Here is a 22,013-nt window from a genome sequence, read left to right as displayed (position 1 = left end):
CGTGGAGTCACTGTGACCGGTCCGGCGCGCTGCGGCCCTCGCAGCGGAGCCGCACCCGGCGGCCGGTCAGCTCCGTCGGGATCGCCGAGCAGTACGGTCGGGACACGCCCCGCAGATCGTGACCGCGGCGGTGACCTCCACAGCCCGCGACGACCAGCGACCCCTTGGCGTCACTGCGGCCAGTCCACCCGCGCCTGGCGGCCCTGGCCCCGCCCGGCGCGCCGCGACCCTCGCAGCGGAGCTGCGGCGCGCCCGGACCCGGACCACCGCCGGACGCGATGGCACCGGGCGGTGCGCGCGGCGGCCCGGGACGACCCCACGGTCGGGACCTGGCGGCGCCCACCTCGGCGGTGGCGGCCGTACAGGGCGACCCTGCCGGGATCGCAGCGCCCCCGCGGCCGCGGCCCACCACCATCTGCCGACGACCGCACCGCAGAACCCGCCGGCACCCCGGGGCCGACCCCGCGGCCACGGCCCGGCAGCGGCGGCCCGGGGCGACCCCACGGTCGGGACCTGGCGGCACCCACCTCGGCGGTGGCGGCCGTGCGGGGCGGCCCGGCCGGGATCGCAGCGCCCCCGCGGCCGCGGCCCACCACCATCTGCTGACGACCGCACCGCAGAACCCGCCGGCACCCCGGGGCCAACCCCGCGGCCACGGCCACGGCCCGGCAGCGGCGGCCCGGGGCGACCCCTCGGCCAGGGATCTGGCGGTGCTCACCTCGGCGGTTGCGGCTGTACAGGACGGCCCGGCCGGGATTGCGGCCACTGCGGCCGTGGCTGCGGCCCGGCAGCGGGCTTGGGGGCTGCGGGCTGCGGGCTGCGGGCTGCTATGCAGGTGCTACGGCCCCACCCGGGGCAGCGTCCCGTGGGACGGGGCCGACGTCCGGCAGGACGACGCCGGGGAGCCGCGCCGGCGGATCGGGGCGGTGTTCCACGACCTCGTGCGCTACGACCGACAGCCGCCGCCCGGCCGGGCCCCGCCTCGGGAGCCGCGACACGCCGGCCACTCCGACCCGGGCCTTCCCGCGCGGCGACTCCCCTCTGCCCGCCCCTGGACGAGCCGGTGGGAAATGGCCACCCTGGCGGGGGGAACGGAACCTGGCGGTAACGGAAACGTCACGCTTGCAAGATCTTGCAGAAATCTTCTTGCAACGCCTTTCGCAAGGACTTGCAGGCTTGCTACTTTCCTCCCGCGCCCGGCGGCCGTCGATTGGGACAGACGGCACCCGCGGTCTCCCAAGGGACGATCCGGGCCTCCCTTCTTCTAGGAGCTTCATATGCGACGTGGCATATCGATCGCCGCCGCGGTCACCGTGATCGCCCTCTCCGCCACCGCCTGTGGCGGCTCGGGTGACAGCGCGGCCGGCAAGCCGAAGGACCCGAAGGACGTCTCCGGCACGATCACGTACTGGGACACCTCGGACGCGGCGACCGAAGCCCCGACGTACAAGGCCCTGATCAAGAAGTTCGAGGCCACGTACCCGAAGATCAAGGTGAACTACCAGAGCATCCCGTTCACCGATGTCGAGCAGAAGTTCAAGTCGGCCGCGAAGAGCGGCAAGGGCGCCCCGGACGTCGTCCGCACCGACGTCGGCCTGATGGCGGAGTACGCCTCGCTCGGCTACATCGCCCCGCTCGACGGCACGGCCGCGCTGAAGGACACCTCGGACTTCAACACGGGCCCGATGAACACCGCCAAGTACAACGGCAAGACCTACGGCGTGCCGTCGGTCACCGACACCCTGGGCCTGCTGTACAACAAGGACCTGCTGAAGAAGGCCGGCATCGCCAAGCCGCCGGCCACGTGGGACGAGTTCATCGCCGACGCCAAGACCATCAAGAAGAAGACCGGGGCCTACGGCACCTACGTCAACCCGGACTCCTACTTCCTGCTCCCGCTGCTCTACAGCAACGGCGCCGACATGGCCGACACCTCCGCCAAGAAGATCACCATCAGCGACGACAAGGCCGTCACGGCCCTGACGACCGCGAAGAAGATCTACGACGAGGCCTCGATGAAGGTCGACTTCGCCAACGCGTACCAGAACATGCAGACGGCCTTCAAGAACGGCAAGGTCGCCATGCTGGTCCAGGGCCCGTGGTCGGTGAGCGACGACGTGACCGGCTCGGCGTTCAAGGGCAAGGAGGACAACCTCGGCTTCGCCCCCGTCCCGGCCGGCGCCGGCGGCACCGCCCAGGCCCCGACCGGCGGCCACGACCTGGCCGTCTACCAGGGCTCGTCGAACCTGGACGCCAGCTACCTGTTCACCCAGTTCATGACGTCCACCGAGAGCCAGATCGCGATCGCCAAGGGCACCGGCACGCTGCCGACCCGCAAGTCCGCGTACACCTCCGATGTCACCGCCAACGCCAAGATCGCCGGGTTCAAGCCGATCCTGGAGAAGACCGCCCGCCCGCGCGTCGCGCTGCCGCAGGTCGGTTCGCTCTTCACGCCGCTCGCCCAGAACTACGTGAAGATCCTCCAGGGCGACGAGTCGGTCAAGTCCGGCCTGGACGCCACCGCCAAGCAGTTCCAGCAACTGCTGCCCGGCTACTCCATCGGCTGACCCTGACCGTCAGCAGCCGACCACGGTAGCCGCACGGCGACCGAAGGACACGCAGCCCCGGGGACACACGTTTCCCCGCTGCCGCCCCGCCCGGGGCTCCCCGGGGCTGCGCGCACCACCAGACTTCTGCCGCGAAAGAGCCGATGAGGATGACGACCGCAGCGAGCACCGGACCCACCGACAGGACAGCGCGAGGCAAGAGCCCGCGCCCCGAACGCGTTTCCGCGCTCCGGCGCTCCTGGGACAAGTACTGGTACGCCTGGGCGATGGTGACCCCGGTCGCCGTCGTCATCACCGTACTCGTCCTCTATCCGCTGGGCTACGGCCTCTACCAGTCGCTGACCGACGCCAACGAGGCGAACGTCGCCACCACGATCGGTGCCTTCCACCGCCCGGCGACCTACCACTTCGTCGGCCTGGACAACTACTGGCACGTCCTGTCGGGCGCGGACGGCGACTTCTACCCGCGGCTGGTGTGGACGATCGTGTGGACCGTGTCCTGCGTCGCCCTCCAGGTCGGCCTCGGCATGGGCCTCGCGGTGCTGCTCAACCGCGAGATGCGGCTGCGCGGCTTCTACCGGGCGATGCTGATCCTGCCCTGGGCCGTGCCGTCGTTCATCGGCGTCTTCGCCTGGCGGCTGATGCTGAACTCCCAGTACGGCGTCCTCAACGACATCATCACCTCGGTCGGCCTGCCCGCGCAGAACTGGCTCGGCACCCCGCTGGCCCAGAAGATCGCCGTCATCATGGTGAACGTCTGGATCGGCATCCCGTTCAACATGGTCGCGGTCCTGGGCGGCCTCCAGTCGATCCCGAAGGAGCTGTACGAGGCGGCCGAGATGGACGGCGCCTCGCCCTGGCAGCGCTTCCTCAACGTCACCCTGCCCGGTCTGCGCCCGGTGACGAACACCGTGATCCTGCTGGGCTGCATCTGGACGTTCAACATGTTCAACGTCATCTACCTGCTGCTGGGCAACAACACGACCGGTGACACCGACATCCTCGTCACCTTCGCCTTCCACAAGGCCTTCACCGGCGTCTCGGACTACGCGGGAGCGGCGACCTACGGGATCATCATCCTCGCCCTCCTGATGGCCTTCTCGACGTTCTACCGCCGCAGCACCCTGAAGTCCGAGCAGGCGTAAGGAGCCATCGTCATGACCGCAGCCACGCACGAGACGGCCGCCGCCGCCCGCTCCGCCGCCGAGCCCGCCGCCGCTCCCCGCGCCCGCAGGGTGCGCGGCCGGGAGGAGCGCAGCCTGGGGGCCTCCGTCGCCCTGCACGCCACGCTGATCCTGGCGGCCGTGATCGCCGCCTTCCCGGTGGTGTGGATCTTCTTCATCTCGCTGGGCCCGAAGACCGCCTGGCAGCAGCCCAGCGAGGTGTTCAAGGACCTGAGCTTCCACAACTACGCCGATGTGCTGTCCCACTCGGACCTGCCGAAGTGGTTCCTGAACACCGTCATCGTGGCGGGCGGCACCACCGTGCTCGGTGTCTTCCTCGCGGCGACCGCCGGCTACGCGGTGTCCCGGATGAGGTTCCCCGGCAGCAAGCAGCTGATGTGGACCTTCCTGGTCACCCAGATGTTCCCCTCCATCGTGCTGATCGTGCCGCTGTACCTGCTGATGTCCGACCTGGACCTGCTGGACAACTACCTCGGCCTGATACTCGCCTACGCGACCACCGCGGTGCCGTTCTGCGCCTGGATGATGAAGGGTTACTTCGACACGATCCCCAAGGAGATCGACGAGGCGGGCAGGGTGGACGGCCTCACCCCGTTCGGCACCTTCTGGCGGCTGATCGTGCCGCTGGCCCGGCCGGGGCTCGCGGTCACCGCGTTCTACAGCTTCCTCACCGCCTGGGGCGAGGTCGCCTACGCCACCCAGTTCATGCAGTCCGACCACTACACGCTGGCGGTCGGCATCCGCACCTTCGCACAGGACCAGCGCCCCGACTGGGCGTGGACCTCGGCCACGGCGATCATCATCACCGTCCCGGCGGCCATCGTCTTCCTCCTCGTGCAGCGCAGCCTGGTCTCCGGGCTCACCGCCGGCGGTACCAAGTCCTGACCGCCGGCCCCGGCCGGGCGGCGACCCCGCCCGGCCCGCACCCGTCTGCAAGCGCTTCTGTCGTTCCCCCCGCATCCTTAAGGGAATCCATGACCCAGCACGTCACCGACGCAGTCCCCACCGACGCCTCCCCCGCCGCCTCCGGGCGCCGGGAGTGGTGGCGCGACGCGGTCATCTACCAGGTCTATCCGCGCAGTTTCGCCGACGGCAACGGCGACGGCATGGGCGATCTGCCCGGCATCCGCTCCCGGCTGCCGTACCTGAAGAAGCTGGGGGTGGACGCCGTCTGGCTGTCGCCGTTCTACGCCTCCCCGCAGGCGGACGCCGGCTACGACGTCGCCGACTACCGGGCCGTGGACCCGATGTTCGGCACCCTCACCGACGCCGACGACCTGGTCCGCGACGCGCACGCCCTGGGCCTGAAGGTCATCGTGGACGTCGTCCCGAACCACTGCTCGGACCAGCACGAGTGGTTCAAGCAGGCGCTGCGCGAGGGTCCCGGCTCGCCGCTCCGGGAGCGCTTCCACTTCCGGCCCGGCAAGGGCGTGGACGGCGAACTGCCGCCCAACGACTGGGAGTCGATCTTCGGCGGTCCGGCCTGGACCCGGGTCGCGGACGGCGAGTGGTACCTGCACCTGTTCGCGCCGGAGCAGCCCGACTTCAACTGGGACCACCCCGCGGTGCACGACGAGTTCCGCTCCATCCTGCGGTTCTGGCTGGACCTCGGGGTCGACGGCTTCCGCATCGACGTCGCGCACGGCCTGGTGAAGGCGCCCGGTCTGCCGGACATCGGCCACGAAGAGCAGGTCAAGCTGCTGGGCACCGAGGCGATGCCCTACTTCGACCAGGACGGCGTGCACGAGATCTACCGGGGCTGGCGGCGCATCCTGGACGAGTACCAGGGCAGCGAGCGGATCGCGGTCGCCGAGGCGTGGACGCCGACGGTGGAGCGCAGCGCCCTGTACGTCCGCCCGGACGAGCTGCACCAGGCCTTCAACTTCTCCTACCTGACCACCGAGTGGGACGCGGCCGGCCTGCGCGATGTCATCGACCGCTCGCTGAGCGCCGTCAACGCCGTGTCCGCGCCCGCCACCTGGGTGCTGTCCAACCACGACGTGGTCCGGCATGTCACGCGGCTCGCGGACGGGGACGAGGCGCACGGTCTGCGCCGGGCGCGCGCGGCGACGCTGCTGATGCTGGCACTGCCCGGCTCGGCCTACCTCTACCAGGGTGAGGAACTCGGCCTCCCCGAGGTCGTCGACCTGCCCGACGAGGTCCGCCAGGACCCGGCGTTCTTCCGCAGCTCGGGCCAGGACGGCACGCGCGACGGCTGCCGGGTGCCGCTGCCGTGGTCCGGGCAGGAGCCGCCGTTCGGCTTCGGTCCGGTGCCGGGCGGCCCCAGCTGGCTGCCGCAGCCCGCGGACTGGAAGCACCTGACCGTCGAGGCGCAGGAGGGCGACCCCACCTCCACGCTGGAGTTCTACCGCAGCGCGCTCGCCGTACGGCGCGAGCACCCGGCGCTCGGCGCGGGCCGCGAGATCACCTGGCTGCAGACCCCCGAGGGGGTGCTGGCCTTCCGCCGCGACACCGCCGAGGGCTCCTTCGTCTGCACGGTCAACCTCACCGCCGCGCCGGTCGTGGTCCCGACGCCGGGCACCCTGCTGCTCGCCAGCGCCGACGTCCAGCCGGGCGCCGCGTCCACGGAACTGCCCGCGGACTGCACCATCTGGTGGGCAGTCTGAGATGCGGCCGGTACAGTCCAACACTGTGACCACACGGCTTGCCGACATCGCTGCGCAGGCGGGGGTGAGCGAAGCGACCGTCAGCCGGGTCCTCAACGGGAAGCCGGGCGTCGCCGCCACCACCCGCCAGTCCGTGCTCGCCGCGCTCGACGTCCTGGGCTATGAGCGTCCGGTACGGCTGCGGCAGCGCAGCGAGGGGCTGGTGGGGCTGATCACGCCGGAGCTGGAGAACCCGATATTCCCGGCCCTGGCCCAGGTCATCGGACAGGCGCTGACCCGCCAGGGCTACACGCCGGTGCTCGCCACCCAGACCCCCGGCGGGTCGACGGAGGACGAGCTGACCGAGATGCTGGTGGACCGCGGGGTCGCCGGGATCATCTATGTGTCCGGGCTGCACGCGGACACCACCGCCGACATGCAGCGCTATGAGCGGCTGCGGGCGCAGGGCGTGCCGTTCGTCCTGGTGGACGGGTTCTCGCCGAAGGTGCAGGCGCCGTTCATCTCGCCCGACGACCGGGCCGCGATGACGCTCGCGGTGACGCATCTGGTGTCGCTGGGCCACACCCGGATCGGGCTGGCCCTCGGGCCGAAGCGGTTCGTGCCGGTGCAGCGGAAGATCGACGGTTTCGTACGGGCCATGCACGACCAGCTGGGCTTCGCGCCCGAGACGGTCGAGTCGGAGCTGATCCAGCACTCGCTGTACACGCTGGAGGGTGGTCAGGCGGCCGCGCTGGCGCTGATCGGGCGGGACTGCACGGCGGTGGTCTGCGCCAGCGACATGATGGCCCTGGGGGCGATACGCGCGGCCCGGCAGCAGGGCCTTGAGGTGCCGCGGGACATCTCGGTGGTCGGCTTCGACGACTCCCCGCTGATCGCGTTCACCGACCCGCCGCTGACCACGGTCCGCAAGCCGGTGCCGGCCATGGGCCAGGCGGCGGTGCGCACACTGCTGGAGGAGATCGGGGGGACGCCGGCGCCGCACAGCGAGTTCGTGTTCATGCCCGAACTGGTGGTGCGGGGGTCCACGGCCTCGGCGCCGCACGGGGTGCGCGCCTCATAAGGATGTCCGTTCTGTCGTAGGACGTCGTAGGACATCAGGGTCTGCCACAGGACGTGCGGGATGGACCCGGGCTTGGGATGATCTGTCGGAGAAGTCTTTTCTGGCAGACTTGATGCCCATGAGTGACTCGACCGTGACAGCGTCGGAAGGTCGCGAGGAGCTGCCCCTTCCGCGGGCCGTCACGAGCGAGGCCGGAAGGGGACCGCTGCGCCGGCTGCGACGGCTGCGGCGGCCCCGGCTGTGGTTCGAGATCCTTCTGATCGCGGTGAGTTACTGGACGTACTCGCTGATCCGCAACGCGGTCCCCGAGCAGCGGGCCGAGGCGCTGCGCAACGCCGACTGGATCTGGCGCACCGAGCACCATCTGGGCATCGCCGTGGAGCAGTCGGTCAACCATGCGCTGAACTCGGTGACTTGGCTGATCATCGGGATGAACTACTACTACGCCACGCTGCACTTCGCCATCACGCTCGGGGTGCTGGTGTGGCTCTTCCGGTGGCATCCCGGGCGGTACGCGGCGACCCGGCTGGCGCTGTTCGCCACCACGGGCGTCGCACTCGTCGGTTACTACCTGTTCCCGCTCGCCCCGCCCCGGCTGATGCGCGGCGGGGCCTTCGTGGACACCGTCATGATCCACCACACCTGGGGTTCGATGGCCTCCGGCGACCTCAAACACATGTCCAACCAGTACGCGGCCATGCCGTCCATGCACATCGGCTGGTCGCTGTGGTGCGGGCTGACCGTCTTCCTGCTGGCCTCGGTGCCGTGGGTGCGGCTGCTGGGGCTGCTGTACCCGACGGTCACGCTCGCGGTCATCGTCGCCACGGCCAACCACTTCTGGCTGGACGCGGTGGGCGGGATGCTCTGTCTCTCCTTCGGGGTCGCGGTGGCCCGGCTCTGGTACGGCGCGCTGCCCTGCCGGCTGCCGCGCCGGGTGCCGCAGCCGGGGCCGGAGCGGGAGCCGGCCCGGGCCGCTCAGCCCTCGTAGAACAACTCCTGGACGACCGTGCGGGCCCTGCGGGTGGTACGGCGGTAGGCGTCCAGCATGTCCCCGGCGTGTCCGGCGCCGTAGCCCAGGTAGCGGCCCACCGCGGCCAGCTCGCGCGGCTCCGTCGGGAAAGTGTCCCCGGCCCGGCCGCGGACCAGCATCACCGCGTTGCGCACCCGGGTGGCCAGCACCCAGGCCTCGTCCAGCACGGCCGCGTCGTCGGCGTCCAGCAGCCCCGCCGCCTGCGCCGCGGCCAGGGCCGCGCGGGTGCGGGTGGTGCGCAGGCCGGGCACCTCGTGGGCGTGCCGCAGCTGGAGCAGCTGGACGGTCCACTCCACGTCCGACAGGCCGCCGGGGCCGAGCTTGGTGTGCAGCTTGGGATCGGCGCCGCGCGGCAGCCGCTCGGACTCCATACGGGCCTTGAGCCGGCGGATCTCGCGGACGGAATCGTCCTCCAGACCGCGCGGCGGATAGCGCAGCGGGTCGATCAGCTCGATGAAGCGGCGGGCCAGGTCCTCGTCGCCGGCCACCGGCTCGGCCCGCAGCAGCGCCTGCGACTCCCAGACCAGCGACCAGCGGCGGTAGTACGCCTCGTACGACTTCAGGGTGCGCACCAGGGGCCCCGACTTGCCCTCCGGGCGCAGACCGGCGTCGATCAGCAGCGGCGGGTCGGTGCTGGGCAGCTGGAGCAGCCGGCGCATCTCCTCCACGACCTTGTTGGCCGCGGCGGCCGCCTCCTGCTCGTCGACGCCGTCCCTCGGCTCGTGCACGAAGAGGACGTCGGCGTCGGAGCCGTACCCCAGCTCGCCGCCGCCGAACCGGCCCATTCCTATGATCGCGAACCGGGTGGGGAGCGTGTCGCCCCAGCCTCCCCCACTCTCGGCTTCGCTCGAGTGGGGGGACCCCCATCGCACCACCGCGCGCAGGGCGCCCGCGAGGGTGGCCGCGGTGAGGTCGGAGACCGCCGTGCCGACCCGGTCCACCAGGGCGCCCTGGTCGGCCTCCACGGGGCTGGTCTCCGTGCCGTAGGACGCCACGATGTCCGCGGCGGCGGTGCGGAACAGCTCCCGGCGGCGCACGCCACGGGCCGCGGTGACGCCCTGCCGGGCGTTCTCCGCGCGGCCCACCGCCGCCAGGACCTCCTGTTCCAGGTGGACGCGTTCCCGCGGTGCGAGGCCGCCGCCCCGGCCGTCGCCGTCGCCGAGCAGCGCCACCGCCTCCGGGGCGCGCATCAGCAGGTCGGGGGCGAGGCGGCCGGCCGACAGGACCCTTGCCAGGTTCTCGGCCGCCGCGCCCTCGTCCCGCAGCAGGCGCAGGTACCAGGGGGTCTTGCCGAGCGCGTCGGAGACCTTGCGGAAGTTGAGCAGTCCGGCGTCCGGGTCCGCCGAGTCGGCGAACCAGCCGAGCAGGACCGGCAGCAGGGTGCGCTGGATCGCCGCCTTGCGGGTCACCCCGGAGGCGAGGGCCTCCAGGTGGCGCAGGGCGGAGGCCGGGTCCGCGTAACCGAGGGCGACGAGGCGTTCACGGGCCGCCTCCGGGCTCAGCCGGGTCTCGCCCGGGGCGAGTTGGGCGACCGCGTCGAGCAGCGGGCGGTAGAAGAGCTTCTCGTGCAGCCGCCGTACGACCGTGGTGTGCCGCTTCCACTCGCGGGTCAGCTCGGCCACCGGGTCCGTGCGCAGGTTCAGCGAGCGGCCCAGGCGGCGCAGGTCGGCCTCGGCCTCGGGGACCAGGTGGGTACGGCGCAGCCGGTACAGCTGGATGCGGTGCTCCATGGTGCGCAGGAAGCGGTACGCCTCGTCCAGCCGGGCGGCGTCCTCGCGGCCCACGTAGCCGCCCGCGGCGAGCGCCTGGAGGGCGTCCAGGGTGGTGCCGCTGCGCAGCGTGTGGTCGGTGCGGCCGTGCACCAGCTGGAGGAGCTGGACCGCGAACTCGACGTCCCGGAGGCCGCCCGGGCCCAGCTTCAGCTCGCGGTCGACCTCGGCCGCGGGGATGTTCTCCACGACGCGTCGGCGCATCTTCTGCACGTCCGGTACGAAGTTCTCCCGTTCGGCCGCCTTCCAGACCAGGGGGTGCAGGGCGTCCAGGTACGCCTGGCCGAGGTCGGGGTCGCCGGCCACCGGGCGGGCCTTGAGCAGGGCCTGGAACTCCCAGGTCTTCGCCCAGCGTTGGTAGTAGGCGAGGTGGGAGGAGAGGGTGCGGACGAGCGGGCCGTTGCGGCCCTCGGGGCGCAGGTTGGCGTCCACCGGCCAGATCGAGCCCTCGACCGTGCTCTCGGAGCAGATCCGCATGAGGTGCGAGGCCAGTTTGGTGGCCGATCTCAGGGCCTGGGTCTCGGTGGCGTCCCCCGCCGCCTCCGCCACGAAGATCACGTCGACGTCCGAGACGTAGTTCAGCTCATGACCGCCGCACTTGCCCATCCCGATCACCGCGAGGCGGCAGGCCGCGGCGTCGGCCGGGGCGGCCTGCCGGGCGATCGCGAGGGCCCTGCGGAGGGTGGCGGTGGCCAGGTCGGCCAGTTCCGCCGCGGTCTGCGCGGTGTCCGTGGTGCCGCAGACGTCCCGCGCGGCGATGGACAGCAGGCAGCGGCGGTAGGCGACGCGGAGGGAGACCGGGTCGGTGGCCTCGGCCAGGCCCCGCTCGAACTCGGCGAGGCCCGGGTGCAGGTCCTGGGGCTCGTAGGTGACCAGGGCGCGCCAGTCGGTGGGGTGCCGGGCCAGGTGGTCGGCGAGGGCGGCGGAGGCGCCCAGGACGCCGAGGAGGCGGTCGCGGAGGGGCTTGGCCGCGATGAGGGTGTCCAGCAGTTCGCGGTGGACGGCGGTGGAGGGCTGGGCCTCCAGGAGGCGGACCAGGCCGTGCAGGGCCAGGTCGGGGTCGGCGGTGGCGCCCAGGGCCTCCAGCAGGACGGGATCGTTGCGGACCGGGGTCAGCTCGGGGCCGTCCAGCAGGCGCTCGGCGGCGGAGGGGTCGGTGAAGCCGTGCCGGAGCAGGCGGGTGAAGGTGCTGCTTCTGCGGCCCGGCGTCATCTCCGTGGTCTCCCCTCGGATCGGGTTCGTCCTGGCCAGAGCCTAACCGGAGGGGTGGTGGGGTGGCCTGGGCGGGCGGGCGGAGGGCTGGGGTGGTGGGCTGGGTACAGGCGGTGGTCCTATGCCTGCGGCGGCCTGTGCGGGTGCATTGTGGTTGGCGTGGCGCCTTCGGGCCGTTCTGAACCGGCGCCGCGCGCGGCCGCACCCAGCGTTCATCGGCTCTTCACCCGCGCGGTTGGCTCGCGTGGCGCCCGGGAATGTTGACGTGTGCATGCTCTGTCCGCACCGCCAGCCCTCTTCCAACCGGAGGTTGATGTGTCCGGCAGTTCCGTGTACCGCCGAGCCCGTACCGTCGCGGCGTCCGCAGTGGCCCTCGCCGCGGCCGCGACCGGGCTGTGGACGGGGCTGGGGTCCGCGCACGCCGCGGGCGCCGTGCCCACCCCGGACCACGTGGTCGTCGTGGTCTTCGAGAACCACGCGTACAGCCAGGTCATCGGCTCCTCCAGCGCGCCGTACATCAACTCGCTGAAGTCCGGTGGTGCCAGTCTGAGCCAGTCGTACGCCGAGACCCACCCGAGTCAGCCGAACTACTACGCGATGTTCTCGGGCTCCACCCAGGGCATCACCGACGACAGCTGTGTGACCCCCGGGTTCTCCTCGGCCCCCAACCTCGCCTCCGAGGTGATCGCCGCGGGGAAGAGCTGGGCCAGCTACAACGAGTCGCTGCCGAGTGACGGGTCGACCGTGTGCAGCAGCGGCAATTACGCCCAGAAGCACAACCCGTGGTTCGGCTTCAGCAATGTCCCGACCTCGACCGCGAAGACGTTCGCGGAGTTCCCCACGGACTACTCGACGCTGCCGCAGGTGTCGTTCGTGGTGCCGAACCTCTGCGACGACATGCACGACTGCTCCGTCGCCACCGGCGACACCTGGCTGAAGAACAACCTCGGCGCCTATGCCACCTGGGCCAAGACGCACAACAGTCTGCTGGCCGTCACGTTCGACGAGGACAACCGGCTGAGCGGCAACCGGATCCCGACCGTGTTCTACGGGCAGCCGGTCACCCCGGGGTCGACCAGTTCCACGACGTACAACCACTACAACCTGCTGCGCACCCTGGAGGACATGGAGGGGACGGGCACGCACGCGGGCAACGCGGGCTCGGCGCAGGACATCACGGGTATCTGGGCGTCCTGACGTGTACGTAGCGGACAGTCGCGCGTCCGCCGATGGCGCCGTCCGGCCGCTGGCCGGGCGGCGCCGGGCGGCGGTCGCCCCTGCCGTTCTCGCCCTCGGGGCGGTCAGCCTGATCACGGACGTGTCGTCCGAGATGGTCACGGCCGTACTGCCGTTGTACCTGGTCAGCGGGTTGGGCCTGTCCCCGCTGGGGTTCGGGGTGCTGGACGGTGTGTACAACGGGTTCTCGGCGCTCGTACGGCTCGCGGGCGGGCATCTCGCCGACCGGGGCGGCGGGCGGCACAAGTGGGTCGCCGGTGCCGGTTACGCGCTGTCGGCGGTGTGCAAGCCGTTGCTGCTGGTGGCTCACTCGCTGACCCCGATCGGGCTGGTGCTGGCGCTGGACCGGACGGGGAAGGGGCTGCGCACCGCTCCGCGGGACGCGCTCATCTCGCTGTCGGCTCCGGCCGAGTCGCGGGGGCGGGCCTTCGGGGTGCACCGGGCCATGGACACCGCGGGCGCCCTGTGCGGTCCGCTGGTGGCGTTCCTGATCCTGCGGGCCGCCGTGGACGGGTACGACGCCGTGTTCACGGTCAGCTTCTGTGTGGCCGTGCTGGGTGTCCTGGTGCTGGTGCTGTTCGTGCCGGGCGGCCGGGGCGGTGCGGTGCCCGTGCAGCGGCCCACGCTGCGGGGGGCCGTGGGACTGCTGCGCGGGCGGGCGCTGCGGCGGGTCGGCGTGTGTGCGCTGCTGCTGGGGCTGGCCACGGTGAGCGACTCGTTCGTGTACCTGCTGTTGCAGCGCCGGCTCGGGGTTCCGGACCGGTGGTTCGCGCTGTTGCCGCTGGGTACGGCTGCCGCGTTCCTGTTGCTCGCGGTGCCGCTCGGGCGGTTCGCGGACCGGGTCGGGCGGTGGCGGGTGTTCCTCGCCGGCCATGGGGCGCTGCTGGTGGCGTACGGGCTGCTGCTCACGTCGTGGCGGGGGGCCGCGCTGCCGTTCGTGGTGCTGGCGCTGCACGGCTGCTTCTACGCGGCGACCGACGGGGTGCTGATGGCCGCGGCCTCGGACGGGGTGCCGGAGGCGCTGCGCTCGTCCGGGCTGGCCCTGGTGCAGACCGGGCAGGCGGGGGCCCGTTTCGCCTGCTCGCTGCTGTTCGGCGCGGCCTGGACGGTGTGGGGCGACCGTGCCGCGCTGGCCGGCGCGACGGTGGCGCTGGCCACGTGCGCGTTCTTCTCCTTCCGTCTGCGTCCGAAAGGCGTCGTGTGACTGTCCGTGCGCGGGTTCTGGTTCTGGTCTCGGCCGTCGTCCTGCTGGCGGCCGTAGGGGTGGCGGCCGTGCTGCATGCCTCGGCCCGGGCGGAACGGCGTGACCAGGTGCAGGCCGGCGGGCCGCGCGTCAGCCCGGGCACGGTGACGCTGACGCAGGCCGGGCGCATGCTGTTCCGCACCATGGCGTGGGGGCCGCACCGGGACGAGGTGGTGTCCGTCCCGGCCGGCGATCCGGCGGGGGCGCGTACCGCCTCCGGGCTCACGTGCCTGCGTTTCTACGCGGCTTCGGGGACCGGCGTGTGTCTCCAGGCGGTGCACGGGCCGGTCTCGGACACCTATCGTGCGCTGGTCCTGGACGCGCGTCTGCGGACCCTGCACCGCTACGACGTGCCGGGTATCCCGTCGCGCGCCCGGGTCTCCCCCACCGGGCACTTCGCCGCCTGGACGGCGTTCGTGGGCGGTGACTCGTACGCCGGGACGAACTTCTCCACGCGCGCGGCGATCGTGGACACCCGCAGCGGGGCGCTGATCCCGACCCTGGAGGACTTCCGGATCGTGAAGGACGGCCGCCCCTACCGGGCGGCGGACGCCAACTTCTGGGGCGTGACCTTCGCCGCGGACGACCGCACCTTCTATGCCACGCTGGCGACGAAGGGGCGTACGTACCTGGTGCGGGGGGATCTGCGGGGCCGCACGCTCACCACCGTGCACGAGAACGTCGAGTGCCCCTCGCTGTCGCCGGACGGCACGCGGATCGCCTACAAGAAGCGGGTGAAGGGCCTGCCCAAGGACGCTCCCTGGCGGCTGTACGTGCTCGACCTGCGCACATGGCGCGAAACACCGCTGGCCGAGCGGCGCAGCGTCGACGACCAGGCGGTGTGGAGGGACGACCACCACATCGTGTACGCACTGCCCGGGGACTACGGCGCGGATCTGTACGAGGTGCCGGCGGACGGGTCGGGTCGGGCGCGGAGGATCAGTACGGCCGCGGTGTCCCCCGCGTTCCCCCGCTGACCGGTCCCCCGGCGGGCCCCGCACCTGTACGCCCCGCTATGCATTCCTGCGCCGTGCGAGCCTGGACGACGTCATCTCCTGAGGTCCGCCGGGATCCGTTACGCCGATCCGGTGCCGGGTCCGGAGCGGCGGCGGGCGCGGGCGCGCAGGGTGAGGGCTGTTGCCGCAGCGGCGGCGAGGAGCAGGGCGGCCGTGGTCCAGGTCGCGGCGCCGACGGAGGAGGGTGCGGCGGTGCAGTGGTCGGCGGGGGTGACGCGCAGCCGGGCCCAGGGCCGGGCGGGCTCGTCCAGCCGGGAGTCGTGCCGGTAGACGACGTAGAGGCCGGGGGACGCGTCGCAGGCGAGGGTGGTGGTGGCGGTCAGGACGGCCTTGGCTCCGCGCAGCACGGGACGGTCGGTGAACGCGCGGGAGGTGAGGGTGATGTCGCCGTCCGCGCCCTCGTCGTCGTTGTCGGTGAGGGTGATCCGGCTGCCGGCCCGGAAGGTGCGTACGTCCCACGCGGACTGGGGCCAGGGGTCGTCCGGCGCCCAGCGTTCCTCCAGGGAGGGCTTGGGCAGGCGGGCCACCTCGGTACGGCAGGCGCGGCGTGCGGAGTCGCCGGCGGGCGCCACGCGCACACGTGCCCAGACGAAGGGGGTCTCGTCCGGTCCCACGTCCCCGGCGCCCCTCAGCACCACCGGGTAGGTGCCCGGCCGGGTGTCGCAGGCGATGGTGACGGTGGTGGTCAGCAGCGGGTCCCTCATGCGCAGCGTTCCCGGCGCGAGGAACGCGCGCGAGTTGAGGGTGTCGCCGTACCGGCCCAGGGCACCCCGCCGCTCCTCGATCGTCAGGGTGTCACCGGGCCGCACCGAGCGGACGCTGCCGAGCGGAAGCGATGCGTGCGACCGTGCGGCTGCGGCCGGTGCGGCCTGTGCGACCGGTGCGGCCGCGAGGAGGGGCAGCAGAAGCGCCGCGCACGCGGCCCTGTGGAGTCGGTGCATCGCCTCGCCTGTCAGTCGCCGGTCGGTGGTCCCTCTGGAAGAGGGGTGGGCGGCCCGCGCCGTTCCCGGCCGACGGCGCACAGCCATGGCCGTCCCGGCGGGCGCCATCGAGGACGGAAGGCCGGTCCGGTCATCGGACTATCGTGTCGGTCCAGGTGGCGGCCGCCATGTGCGGCGGGGGGTTGTGCGTGCCGAAGGGGCTGGCCCAGCTGGGCCGAGGGCTGTACGGGACGAGGGCTCGGGACCGGCGCCTCGGCCCGGCTCCGCCGGGCAGCGGCGACAGGGGCCTGCTGCGCAGCGGGTCCGTCCCCTGCCTGGTGACGGCCCTGCGGCCGGCGGCGCACCACAACGCGGCCGAGGGCGCCGGCGTCGGGGACACCGGGGTGGCAGGCTTCATCGCGTGCGGCCCCCTGTGCGTGCTCGCCCTGGCACTGGCGGCCACCCCGGACTGGCTCCACCGCATCCGCTCCGGCCCCCGCCCCGCTGTCCGCTCCGCTCGCGGGTGATCCCCGGCCCGGTGGCTTCGGCTCCCCTGCGACGGCCCCGGCGGGGCGGAAACGCCGTGTGGCCGGCCGCGCAGAGCGGTCGGCCACACGGGAGCCGATACAGGTCGGACCTGCTCCTACAGCACCGGCAGGTTCTTGCGCAGTTCGAAGGCCGTGACCTCGCTGCGGTACTCCTCCCACTCCTGGCGCTTGTTGCGGAGGAAGAAGTCGAAGACGTGTTCGCCGAGGGTGTCGGCGACCAGGTCGCTGCGTTCCATGAGGCTGAGGGCCTCGCCGAGGTTCTGCGGGAGGGGTTCGATGCCCATGGCGCGGCGCTCGGCGTCGGAGAGGGCCCAGACGTCGTCCTCGGCGCCCGGCGGGAGCTCGTAGCCCTCCTCGATGCCCTTGAGGCCGGCGGCCAGCAGGAGCGCGTAGGCCAGGTAGGGGTTGGCGCCGGAGTCCAGGGAGCGGACCTCCACGCGCGCGGAGCCGGTCTTGCCGGGCTTGTACATCGGGACGCGGACCAGGGCGCTGCGGTTGTTGTGGCCCCAGCAGATGTACGAGGGAGCCTCGCCGCCGGCGCCCGCGGTGCGCTCGGAGCCGCCCCAGATGCGCTTGTACGAGTTGACCCACTGGTTGGTGACCGCGGAGATCTCGGCGGCGTGCCGCAGCAGGCCCGCGATGAAGGAGCGGCCCACCTTGGAGAGCTGGTACTCGGCGCCCGACTCGTAGAACGCGTTGCGGTCGCCCTCGAAGAGGGAGAGGTGGGTGTGCATGCCGGAGCCGGGGTGCTCGGAGAAAGGCTTCGGCATGAAGGTCGCCTGGACCCCCTGCTCCAGCGCCACCTGCTTCATGACCAGGCGGAACGTCATGATGTTGTCGGCCGTGGAGAGGGCGTCCGCGTAGCGCAGGTCGATCTCCTGCTGGCCCGGCGCGCCCTCGTGGTGGGAGAACTCCACCGAGATGCCCATCGACTCCAGCATGGTGATGGCCTGGCGGCGGAAGTCCATGCCGATGTTCTGCGGGGTGTGGTCGAAGTAGCCCGAGTTGTCGGCCGGGGTGGGGCGGGAGCCGTCCAGCGGGCGGTCCTTCAGCAGGAAGAACTCGATCTCGGGGTGGGTGTAGAAGGTGAAGCCCAGGTCGGAGGTGCGGGCCAGGGCGCGCTTGAGGACGTAGCGCGGGTCCGCGAAGGAGGGGGAGCCGTCCGGCATGAGGATGTCGCAGAACATCCGGGCGGTGCCGGGGGCCTCGGCGCGCCAGGGCAGGACCTGGAAGGTGGAGGGGTCCGGCTTGGCGATCATGTCGGACTCGTAGACCCGGGCGAAGCCCTCGATGGCGGAGCCGTCGAAGCCGATGCCCTCGTCGAAGGCCTGCTCCAGCTCGGCAGGGGCCACGGCGACGGACTTGAGGAAGCCCAGCACGTCCGTGAACCACAGGCGTACGAACCGGATGTCGCGCTCCTCCAAGGTCCGGAGCACGAACTCCTGCTGCTTGTCCATCTTCCGCTTCCCCATCCTTGCTGGTCAGGCCGCCTGTCCCCGGTACCACGGGAGGCGGTCGGGCACCTGAGCATCCCACCACAACACCATTTCGTGCGCGTTGCGGACCTTGATCGCCCGAGCATCCACGGGCTGAACGCCTCTCGTCCGGCAGGTGTACTGCTCTGCCGCCCATCTTGCCTGCTCGGACCGGTATCCGTAATGGCCGGTCCGGTTCGAGGCGGTACAGGGACAGCGTAAGGAGTGCCCCTGCACGGTTCACATGATCGGCCGGGTCGCGGGGCCCGGGCGGGCGCTCTTCGGTTGGGCACGGGTTCCCCATTACGATCGGCGGGCCCCACCCTCACCGTCCGCCCCTCGCCAGAAGGACATACGCCTCATGGGTTCCGCCAAGAACAGCAGCAGCGGCAGCGCGGCGCGCAAGGCGCGCATCGAGGAGATGCGGCGCGCCGACCGTGCCCGCGAGCGCCGCAACCGGGTGCTGGTCGTCGCCGCGTCCGTGGTGGTCGTCGCCGGTCTCGCCGTCGGCGGTGTGGTCGTGGCGAACGCGCAGTCCGGCAAGAAGTCGGACACCGCCACGAAGGACGCCCCGGCCAAGAACACGCTCGACGGCAAGGGCGGGGACGCGGGCGACTCCGGGCACTTCGTCACCGGCAAGGACGGCGTGCGGACCTGGACCGGGAAGCTGTCCCGGACGCATGTGCCGACCAAGGTGGCGTATCCGATGCACCCGCCGGTCGGCGGCAACCACAACCCGGTCTGGGCGACCTGTGACGGCACCGTCTACACCTCGCCGCTCCAGGACGAGAACGCGGTGCACTCGCTGGAGCACGGCGCGGTCTGGGTGACGTACACCAGCAAGGCGAAGAAGGCCGACGTGGACGCGCTCGCCGCGAAGGTGCACAAGACGCCGTACTCGCTGATGAGCCCCTACGAGAACCAGGCCGCTCCGCTGATGCTGACGGCGTGGGGCCACCAGGTGGCCGTGAAGAGCGCGAGCGACCCCGAGGTGAACAAGTTCCTCGCCGCCTATGTGCAGGGCCCGCAGACGCCGGAGCCGGGGGCCGCCTGCACCAGCGGGGCGATGTAGTGGGCCGGCAGCACATCGGCTGGCTGGCGGGGGCCGCGGCGGCGGTCCTGGTCGCGGCCGGCGCGGCCACCTACGCGGTGGCCGAGGACGACGGCGGATCGGATCCGCGCGCACAGGTCCCGGCGGCGGAGTCGGCGGACGCGGGGTTCGCCCGGGACATGGCGGTCCATCACCAGCAGGCCGTGGAGATGGCGTACATCGTGCGGGACCGCACGAGCGACCCGGACGTGCGGCGGCTCGCCTACGACATCGCGCAGACGCAGGCCAACCAGCGCGGCATGCTGCTGGGCTGGCTGGATCTGTGGGGGCTGCCCAAGGTGTCGGCGGATCCGCCGATGACCTGGATGGGCATGGGGGACATGGCCTCCGGCAAGGACGGCGCGCTGATGCCGGGCATGGCGACCGACACCGAGCTGGGCAGGCTCCGGTCGCTCAGCGGCAGGCAGGCGGAGATCCTCTTCCTCCAGCTGATGACGGACCACCACAAGGGCGGGATCCACATGGCCGAGGGGTGTGTCGCCAAGTGCACCGTCGGCGTGGAGAAGCGGCTGGCGCAGGGCATGGTCGACGCCCAGCAGTCGGAGTTGCAGGTGATGGCGGGGATGCTCAAGGAGCGCGGGGCGAAGCCGCGTTCGTGAGGCCGCCTTCGTGAGGCCGCGTTCGTAGGCCGCCACGAGCGTGAAGATTCAAAGGGAAGGAGCTTGCCCGTGTTGTTGAACAGCGGGCAAGCCCTTTCGTGACATTTCCGTAATCACAAAAGCCCTCAAATCGCCCTACCTGGCGGTTACTTGAGCTTCTCTTGACCTTTACCTTTACCTGGCATGAACCGTTCATCGACAGAGTGACCCCCATCGTGTGATCCATACGGCCGGCCGTAACCGCCGCGGGCCGGCGCGCGGACCGCGTGTCGTATCGACCACTACATGCATGCGAACCGCATCGCAGGGGGTTTTATGAGATCCAACCGCGCCAAGATGCGCGCCGGTGTGAGCATGGCGGCAACTCTGCCCATGATCGCCGGTGCTCTGGCGCTGGGCATACCCGCGGCCCACGCCTCGGGCAGCCCCGCTCGTGACGCACTCAAGGGCACCAAGCCGCTCTGGGCCACGGCCAAGGCGGACAAGGGCGCGACCGCTGACAGCGCCCAGGTGAACGCCCGGGTCTACCTGGCCGGCAAGGACGCGGCGGGCCTCGCCGCCTACGCGAAGGCCGTGTCCGACCCCAGCTCCAAGCTGTACGGCAAGTACCTGAGCGCCAAGAAGGCGCAGAGCCGCTTCGGTGCCACCAAGGCCCAGGTCGCGGCCGTGAAGTCCTGGCTGACCTCGGCCGGCCTCAAGGTCACCTCGGTCACCCCGCACTACGTCGCCGTCTCCGGTGACGTGGCCGCCGCCGAGAAGGCGTTCGGCACCCAGCTGCACAACTTCGCCAAGGGCTCGAAGACCTACCGCGCCCCGGCGCAGCCGGCCTCCGTCCCGGCCGCCCTGAAGGACGCCGTCCTCACCGTCACCGGTCTGGACAACGCCCCGCACAAGGCGAACCACGACGACCAGCTGCCGCCGCCGGACGCCGTGTTCAAGAACTCCGGGCCGTTCTCCTCGTACTACGGCTCGAACATCGCGACCACGCTGCCGGACGCGTACGGTGGCAAGATCCCGTACGCGATCAAGGGCTACACCGGCAAGCAGCTGCGCGCCGCCTACGGCGCCGGCTCCTACACCGGCAAGGGCGTGCGCATCGCGATCACCGACGCCTACGCCTCGCCGACCATCGCGTACGACGCGGGCGCCTACGCGGTCAAGCACGGTGACGCGGCCTGGAAGACCAGCCAGCTGCACCAGGTGCTGCCGAAGTCGTACACCAAGACCAAGGAGTGCGGCGCGGCCGGCTGGTACGGCGAGGAGACCCTCGACGTCGAGGCCGTGCACGCGGTGGCCCCGAACGCCGACGTCACCTACGTCGGTGCGGCGTCCTGCTTCGACGACGACCTGCTCGACTCGCTCAGCAAGGTCGTCGACAACCACCTCGCCGACATCGTCTCCAACTCCTGGGGCGACATCGAGGCCAACCAGACGCCGGACCTCGCGGCCGCCTACGACCAGGTCTTCCAGCTGGGCGCGGTCCAGGGCATCGGCTTCTACTTCTCCTCCGGTGACGACGGCGACCAGGCCGCCAAGTCCGGTACGAAGCAGGTCGACACCCCGGCCAACTCCGCCTGGGTGACCGCGGTCGGCGGTACCTCGCTGGCCGTCGGCAAGAACAACTCCTACATGTGGGAGACCGGCTGGGGCACCGAGAAGGCGACCCTGTCGGCGGACGGCAAGAGCTGGGACAACTTCCCCGGCGCCTTCACCTCGGGCGCGGGCGGCGGCACCAGCAAGACGGTCCCGCAGCCGTACTACCAGAAGGGCGTCGTCCCGGACTCGCTCGCCAAGGCCAACAGCGCCGACGGCAACCGCGTGGTCCCGGACATCGCGGCCATCGCCGACCCGAACACCGGCTTCCTGGTGGGTCAGACCCAGACCTTCCCGGACGGCTCGCAGCAGTACAGCGAGTACCGCATCGGCGGCACCTCGCTGGCCGCCCCGGTGATCGCGGCGATCCAGGCGCTGGCCCAGGAGGCGCGCGGCGGCAAGGCGATCGGCTTCGCCAACCCGTCCATCTACGCCAAGTACGGCAAGGCCGGCGTGTACCACGACGTCACGGACAACCCGACCGGCTCCGGCCTGGCGGTCGCCCGCGTGGACTTCGCCAACGGCCTGGACGCGAGCGGCGGCCTGCGCTACTCGGCCCGCACCCTCGGCAAGGACAGCTCCCTGTCGGCGGTCACGGGCTACGACGACGTGACGGGCGTCGGCACGCCGGCGAACGGCTACGTCCAGTCGTACGCCAAGAAGAAGTAACGCTCCGCTGAGGGGCGGGGGGGGGGGGGGGGGGGGGGGGGGGGGGGGGGGGGGGGGTGGGTGGGGGGGGGGGGGGGGGGGGGGGGGGGGGGGGGGGGGGGGGGGGGGGGGGGGGGGGGGGGGGGGGGGGGGGGGGGGGGGGGGGGGGGGGGGT

General features: G+C 71.8%; 16 protein-coding genes. 13 read left to right on the top strand and 3 right to left on the bottom strand.

The annotated features are described in order from the left end of the window. The first annotated feature begins 1,277 nt into the window (after nt 1-1,277). The 6 genes from ACZ5CZ_RS27445 to ACZ5CZ_RS27420 all read left to right on the top strand — a co-directional run bounded on the left by ACZ5CZ_RS27445 (nt 1,278) and on the right by ACZ5CZ_RS27420 (nt 8,426). Complete coding sequence (locus ACZ5CZ_RS27445; protein WP_385845114.1) at nt 1,278-2,567, top strand: extracellular solute-binding protein; 1,290 nt, start codon at nt 1,278-1,280, stop codon at nt 2,565-2,567. Nucleotides 2,568-2,716: 149 nt separating this feature from the next. Next, nucleotides 2,717-3,712, top strand: a complete 996-nt coding sequence (locus ACZ5CZ_RS27440) for a carbohydrate ABC transporter permease (RefSeq protein WP_468946889.1) — start codon at nt 2,717-2,719, stop codon at nt 3,710-3,712. A 12-nt stretch (nt 3,713-3,724) separates the two neighbouring features. Then, nucleotides 3,725-4,636: a sugar ABC transporter permease gene (locus ACZ5CZ_RS27435; protein WP_468946886.1), complete on the top strand. Its 912-nt coding sequence runs from the start codon at nt 3,725-3,727 to the stop codon at nt 4,634-4,636. 89 nt (nt 4,637-4,725) lie between these two features. Further along, nucleotides 4,726-6,378, top strand: coding sequence for a glycoside hydrolase family 13 protein (locus ACZ5CZ_RS27430; protein ID WP_468946882.1), 1,653 nt, complete (start codon nt 4,726-4,728; stop codon nt 6,376-6,378). Between the two features lie 25 nt (nt 6,379-6,403). Further along, nucleotides 6,404-7,438, top strand: coding sequence for a LacI family DNA-binding transcriptional regulator (locus ACZ5CZ_RS27425; RefSeq protein ID WP_385845119.1), 1,035 nt, complete (start codon nt 6,404-6,406; stop codon nt 7,436-7,438). Between the two features lie 118 nt (nt 7,439-7,556). Next, a complete protein-coding gene (locus ACZ5CZ_RS27420) occupies nt 7,557-8,426 on the top strand; it encodes a phosphatase PAP2 family protein (protein WP_468946879.1) in 870 nt (289 codons plus the stop codon). Here ACZ5CZ_RS27420 and ACZ5CZ_RS27415 read toward each other — a convergent pair. Further along, nucleotides 8,414-11,449, bottom strand: a complete 3,036-nt coding sequence (locus ACZ5CZ_RS27415) for a bifunctional [glutamine synthetase] adenylyltransferase/[glutamine synthetase]-adenylyl-L-tyrosine phosphorylase (protein WP_468946876.1) — start codon at nt 11,447-11,449, stop codon at nt 8,414-8,416. The genes ACZ5CZ_RS27420 and ACZ5CZ_RS27415 overlap by 13 nt on opposite strands. Before the next feature lie 315 nt (nt 11,450-11,764). Between ACZ5CZ_RS27415 and ACZ5CZ_RS27410 the strand changes: the two genes are divergently transcribed. Genes ACZ5CZ_RS27410 through ACZ5CZ_RS27400 form a run of 3 tightly spaced genes read left to right on the top strand, consistent with a single transcriptional unit; the run spans nt 11,765 to nt 14,905 of the window. Then, nucleotides 11,765-12,646, top strand: coding sequence for an alkaline phosphatase family protein (locus ACZ5CZ_RS27410; protein ID WP_385845123.1), 882 nt, complete (start codon nt 11,765-11,767; stop codon nt 12,644-12,646). A gap of 1 nt (nt 12,647) precedes the next feature. After that, nucleotides 12,648-13,889 (top strand): MFS transporter, encoded by a 1,242-nt coding sequence (locus tag ACZ5CZ_RS27405; RefSeq protein WP_385845125.1) that lies wholly within the window; start codon nt 12,648-12,650, stop codon nt 13,887-13,889. Continuing rightward, nucleotides 13,886-14,905: a TolB family protein gene (locus ACZ5CZ_RS27400; protein WP_468946872.1), complete on the top strand. Its 1,020-nt coding sequence runs from the start codon at nt 13,886-13,888 to the stop codon at nt 14,903-14,905. The genes ACZ5CZ_RS27405 and ACZ5CZ_RS27400 overlap by 4 nt, the downstream gene beginning before the upstream one ends. A 98-nt stretch (nt 14,906-15,003) precedes the next feature. On the opposite strand, the gene ACZ5CZ_RS27395 is transcribed toward ACZ5CZ_RS27400, so the two are convergent. Further along, a complete protein-coding gene (locus tag ACZ5CZ_RS27395) occupies nt 15,004-15,885 on the bottom strand; it encodes a hypothetical protein (RefSeq protein WP_468946869.1) in 882 nt (293 codons plus the stop codon). Between the two features lie 188 nt (nt 15,886-16,073). On the opposite strand from ACZ5CZ_RS27395, the gene ACZ5CZ_RS27390 reads away from it, so the two are divergent. Further along, on the top strand, nt 16,074-16,391 hold the full coding sequence (locus ACZ5CZ_RS27390) for a hypothetical protein (RefSeq protein WP_468946866.1): 318 nt from the start codon (nt 16,074-16,076) through the stop codon (nt 16,389-16,391). A 116-nt stretch (nt 16,392-16,507) separates the two neighbouring features. On the opposite strand, the gene glnA is transcribed toward ACZ5CZ_RS27390, so the two are convergent. After that, nucleotides 16,508-17,869, bottom strand: coding sequence for a type I glutamate--ammonia ligase (gene glnA / locus ACZ5CZ_RS27385; RefSeq protein WP_385845130.1), 1,362 nt, complete (start codon nt 17,867-17,869; stop codon nt 16,508-16,510). A 379-nt stretch (nt 17,870-18,248) separates the two neighbouring features. On the opposite strand from glnA, the gene ACZ5CZ_RS27380 reads away from it, so the two are divergent. The 3 genes from ACZ5CZ_RS27380 to ACZ5CZ_RS27370 all read left to right on the top strand — a co-directional run bounded on the left by ACZ5CZ_RS27380 (nt 18,249) and on the right by ACZ5CZ_RS27370 (nt 21,859). After that, a complete protein-coding gene (locus tag ACZ5CZ_RS27380) occupies nt 18,249-18,959 on the top strand; it encodes a DUF3105 domain-containing protein (RefSeq protein ID WP_385845131.1) in 711 nt (236 codons plus the stop codon). Next, the gene (locus ACZ5CZ_RS27375; RefSeq protein ID WP_468946863.1) at nt 18,959-19,597 is read left to right on the top strand and encodes a DUF305 domain-containing protein; all 639 of its coding nucleotides are present in this window, start codon (nt 18,959-18,961) and stop codon (nt 19,595-19,597) included. The genes ACZ5CZ_RS27380 and ACZ5CZ_RS27375 overlap by 1 nt, the downstream gene beginning before the upstream one ends. A gap of 315 nt (nt 19,598-19,912) precedes the next feature. After that, nucleotides 19,913-21,859: a S53 family peptidase gene (locus ACZ5CZ_RS27370; RefSeq protein WP_468946861.1), complete on the top strand. Its 1,947-nt coding sequence runs from the start codon at nt 19,913-19,915 to the stop codon at nt 21,857-21,859. Nucleotides 21,860-22,013: the final 154 nt, after the last annotated feature.

Source organism: Streptomyces sp. NPDC031418 (assembly GCF_055581605.1).
Note: the sequence above shows the minus strand (reverse complement) of the source record. Positions and strands in the feature narration are given on the sequence as shown.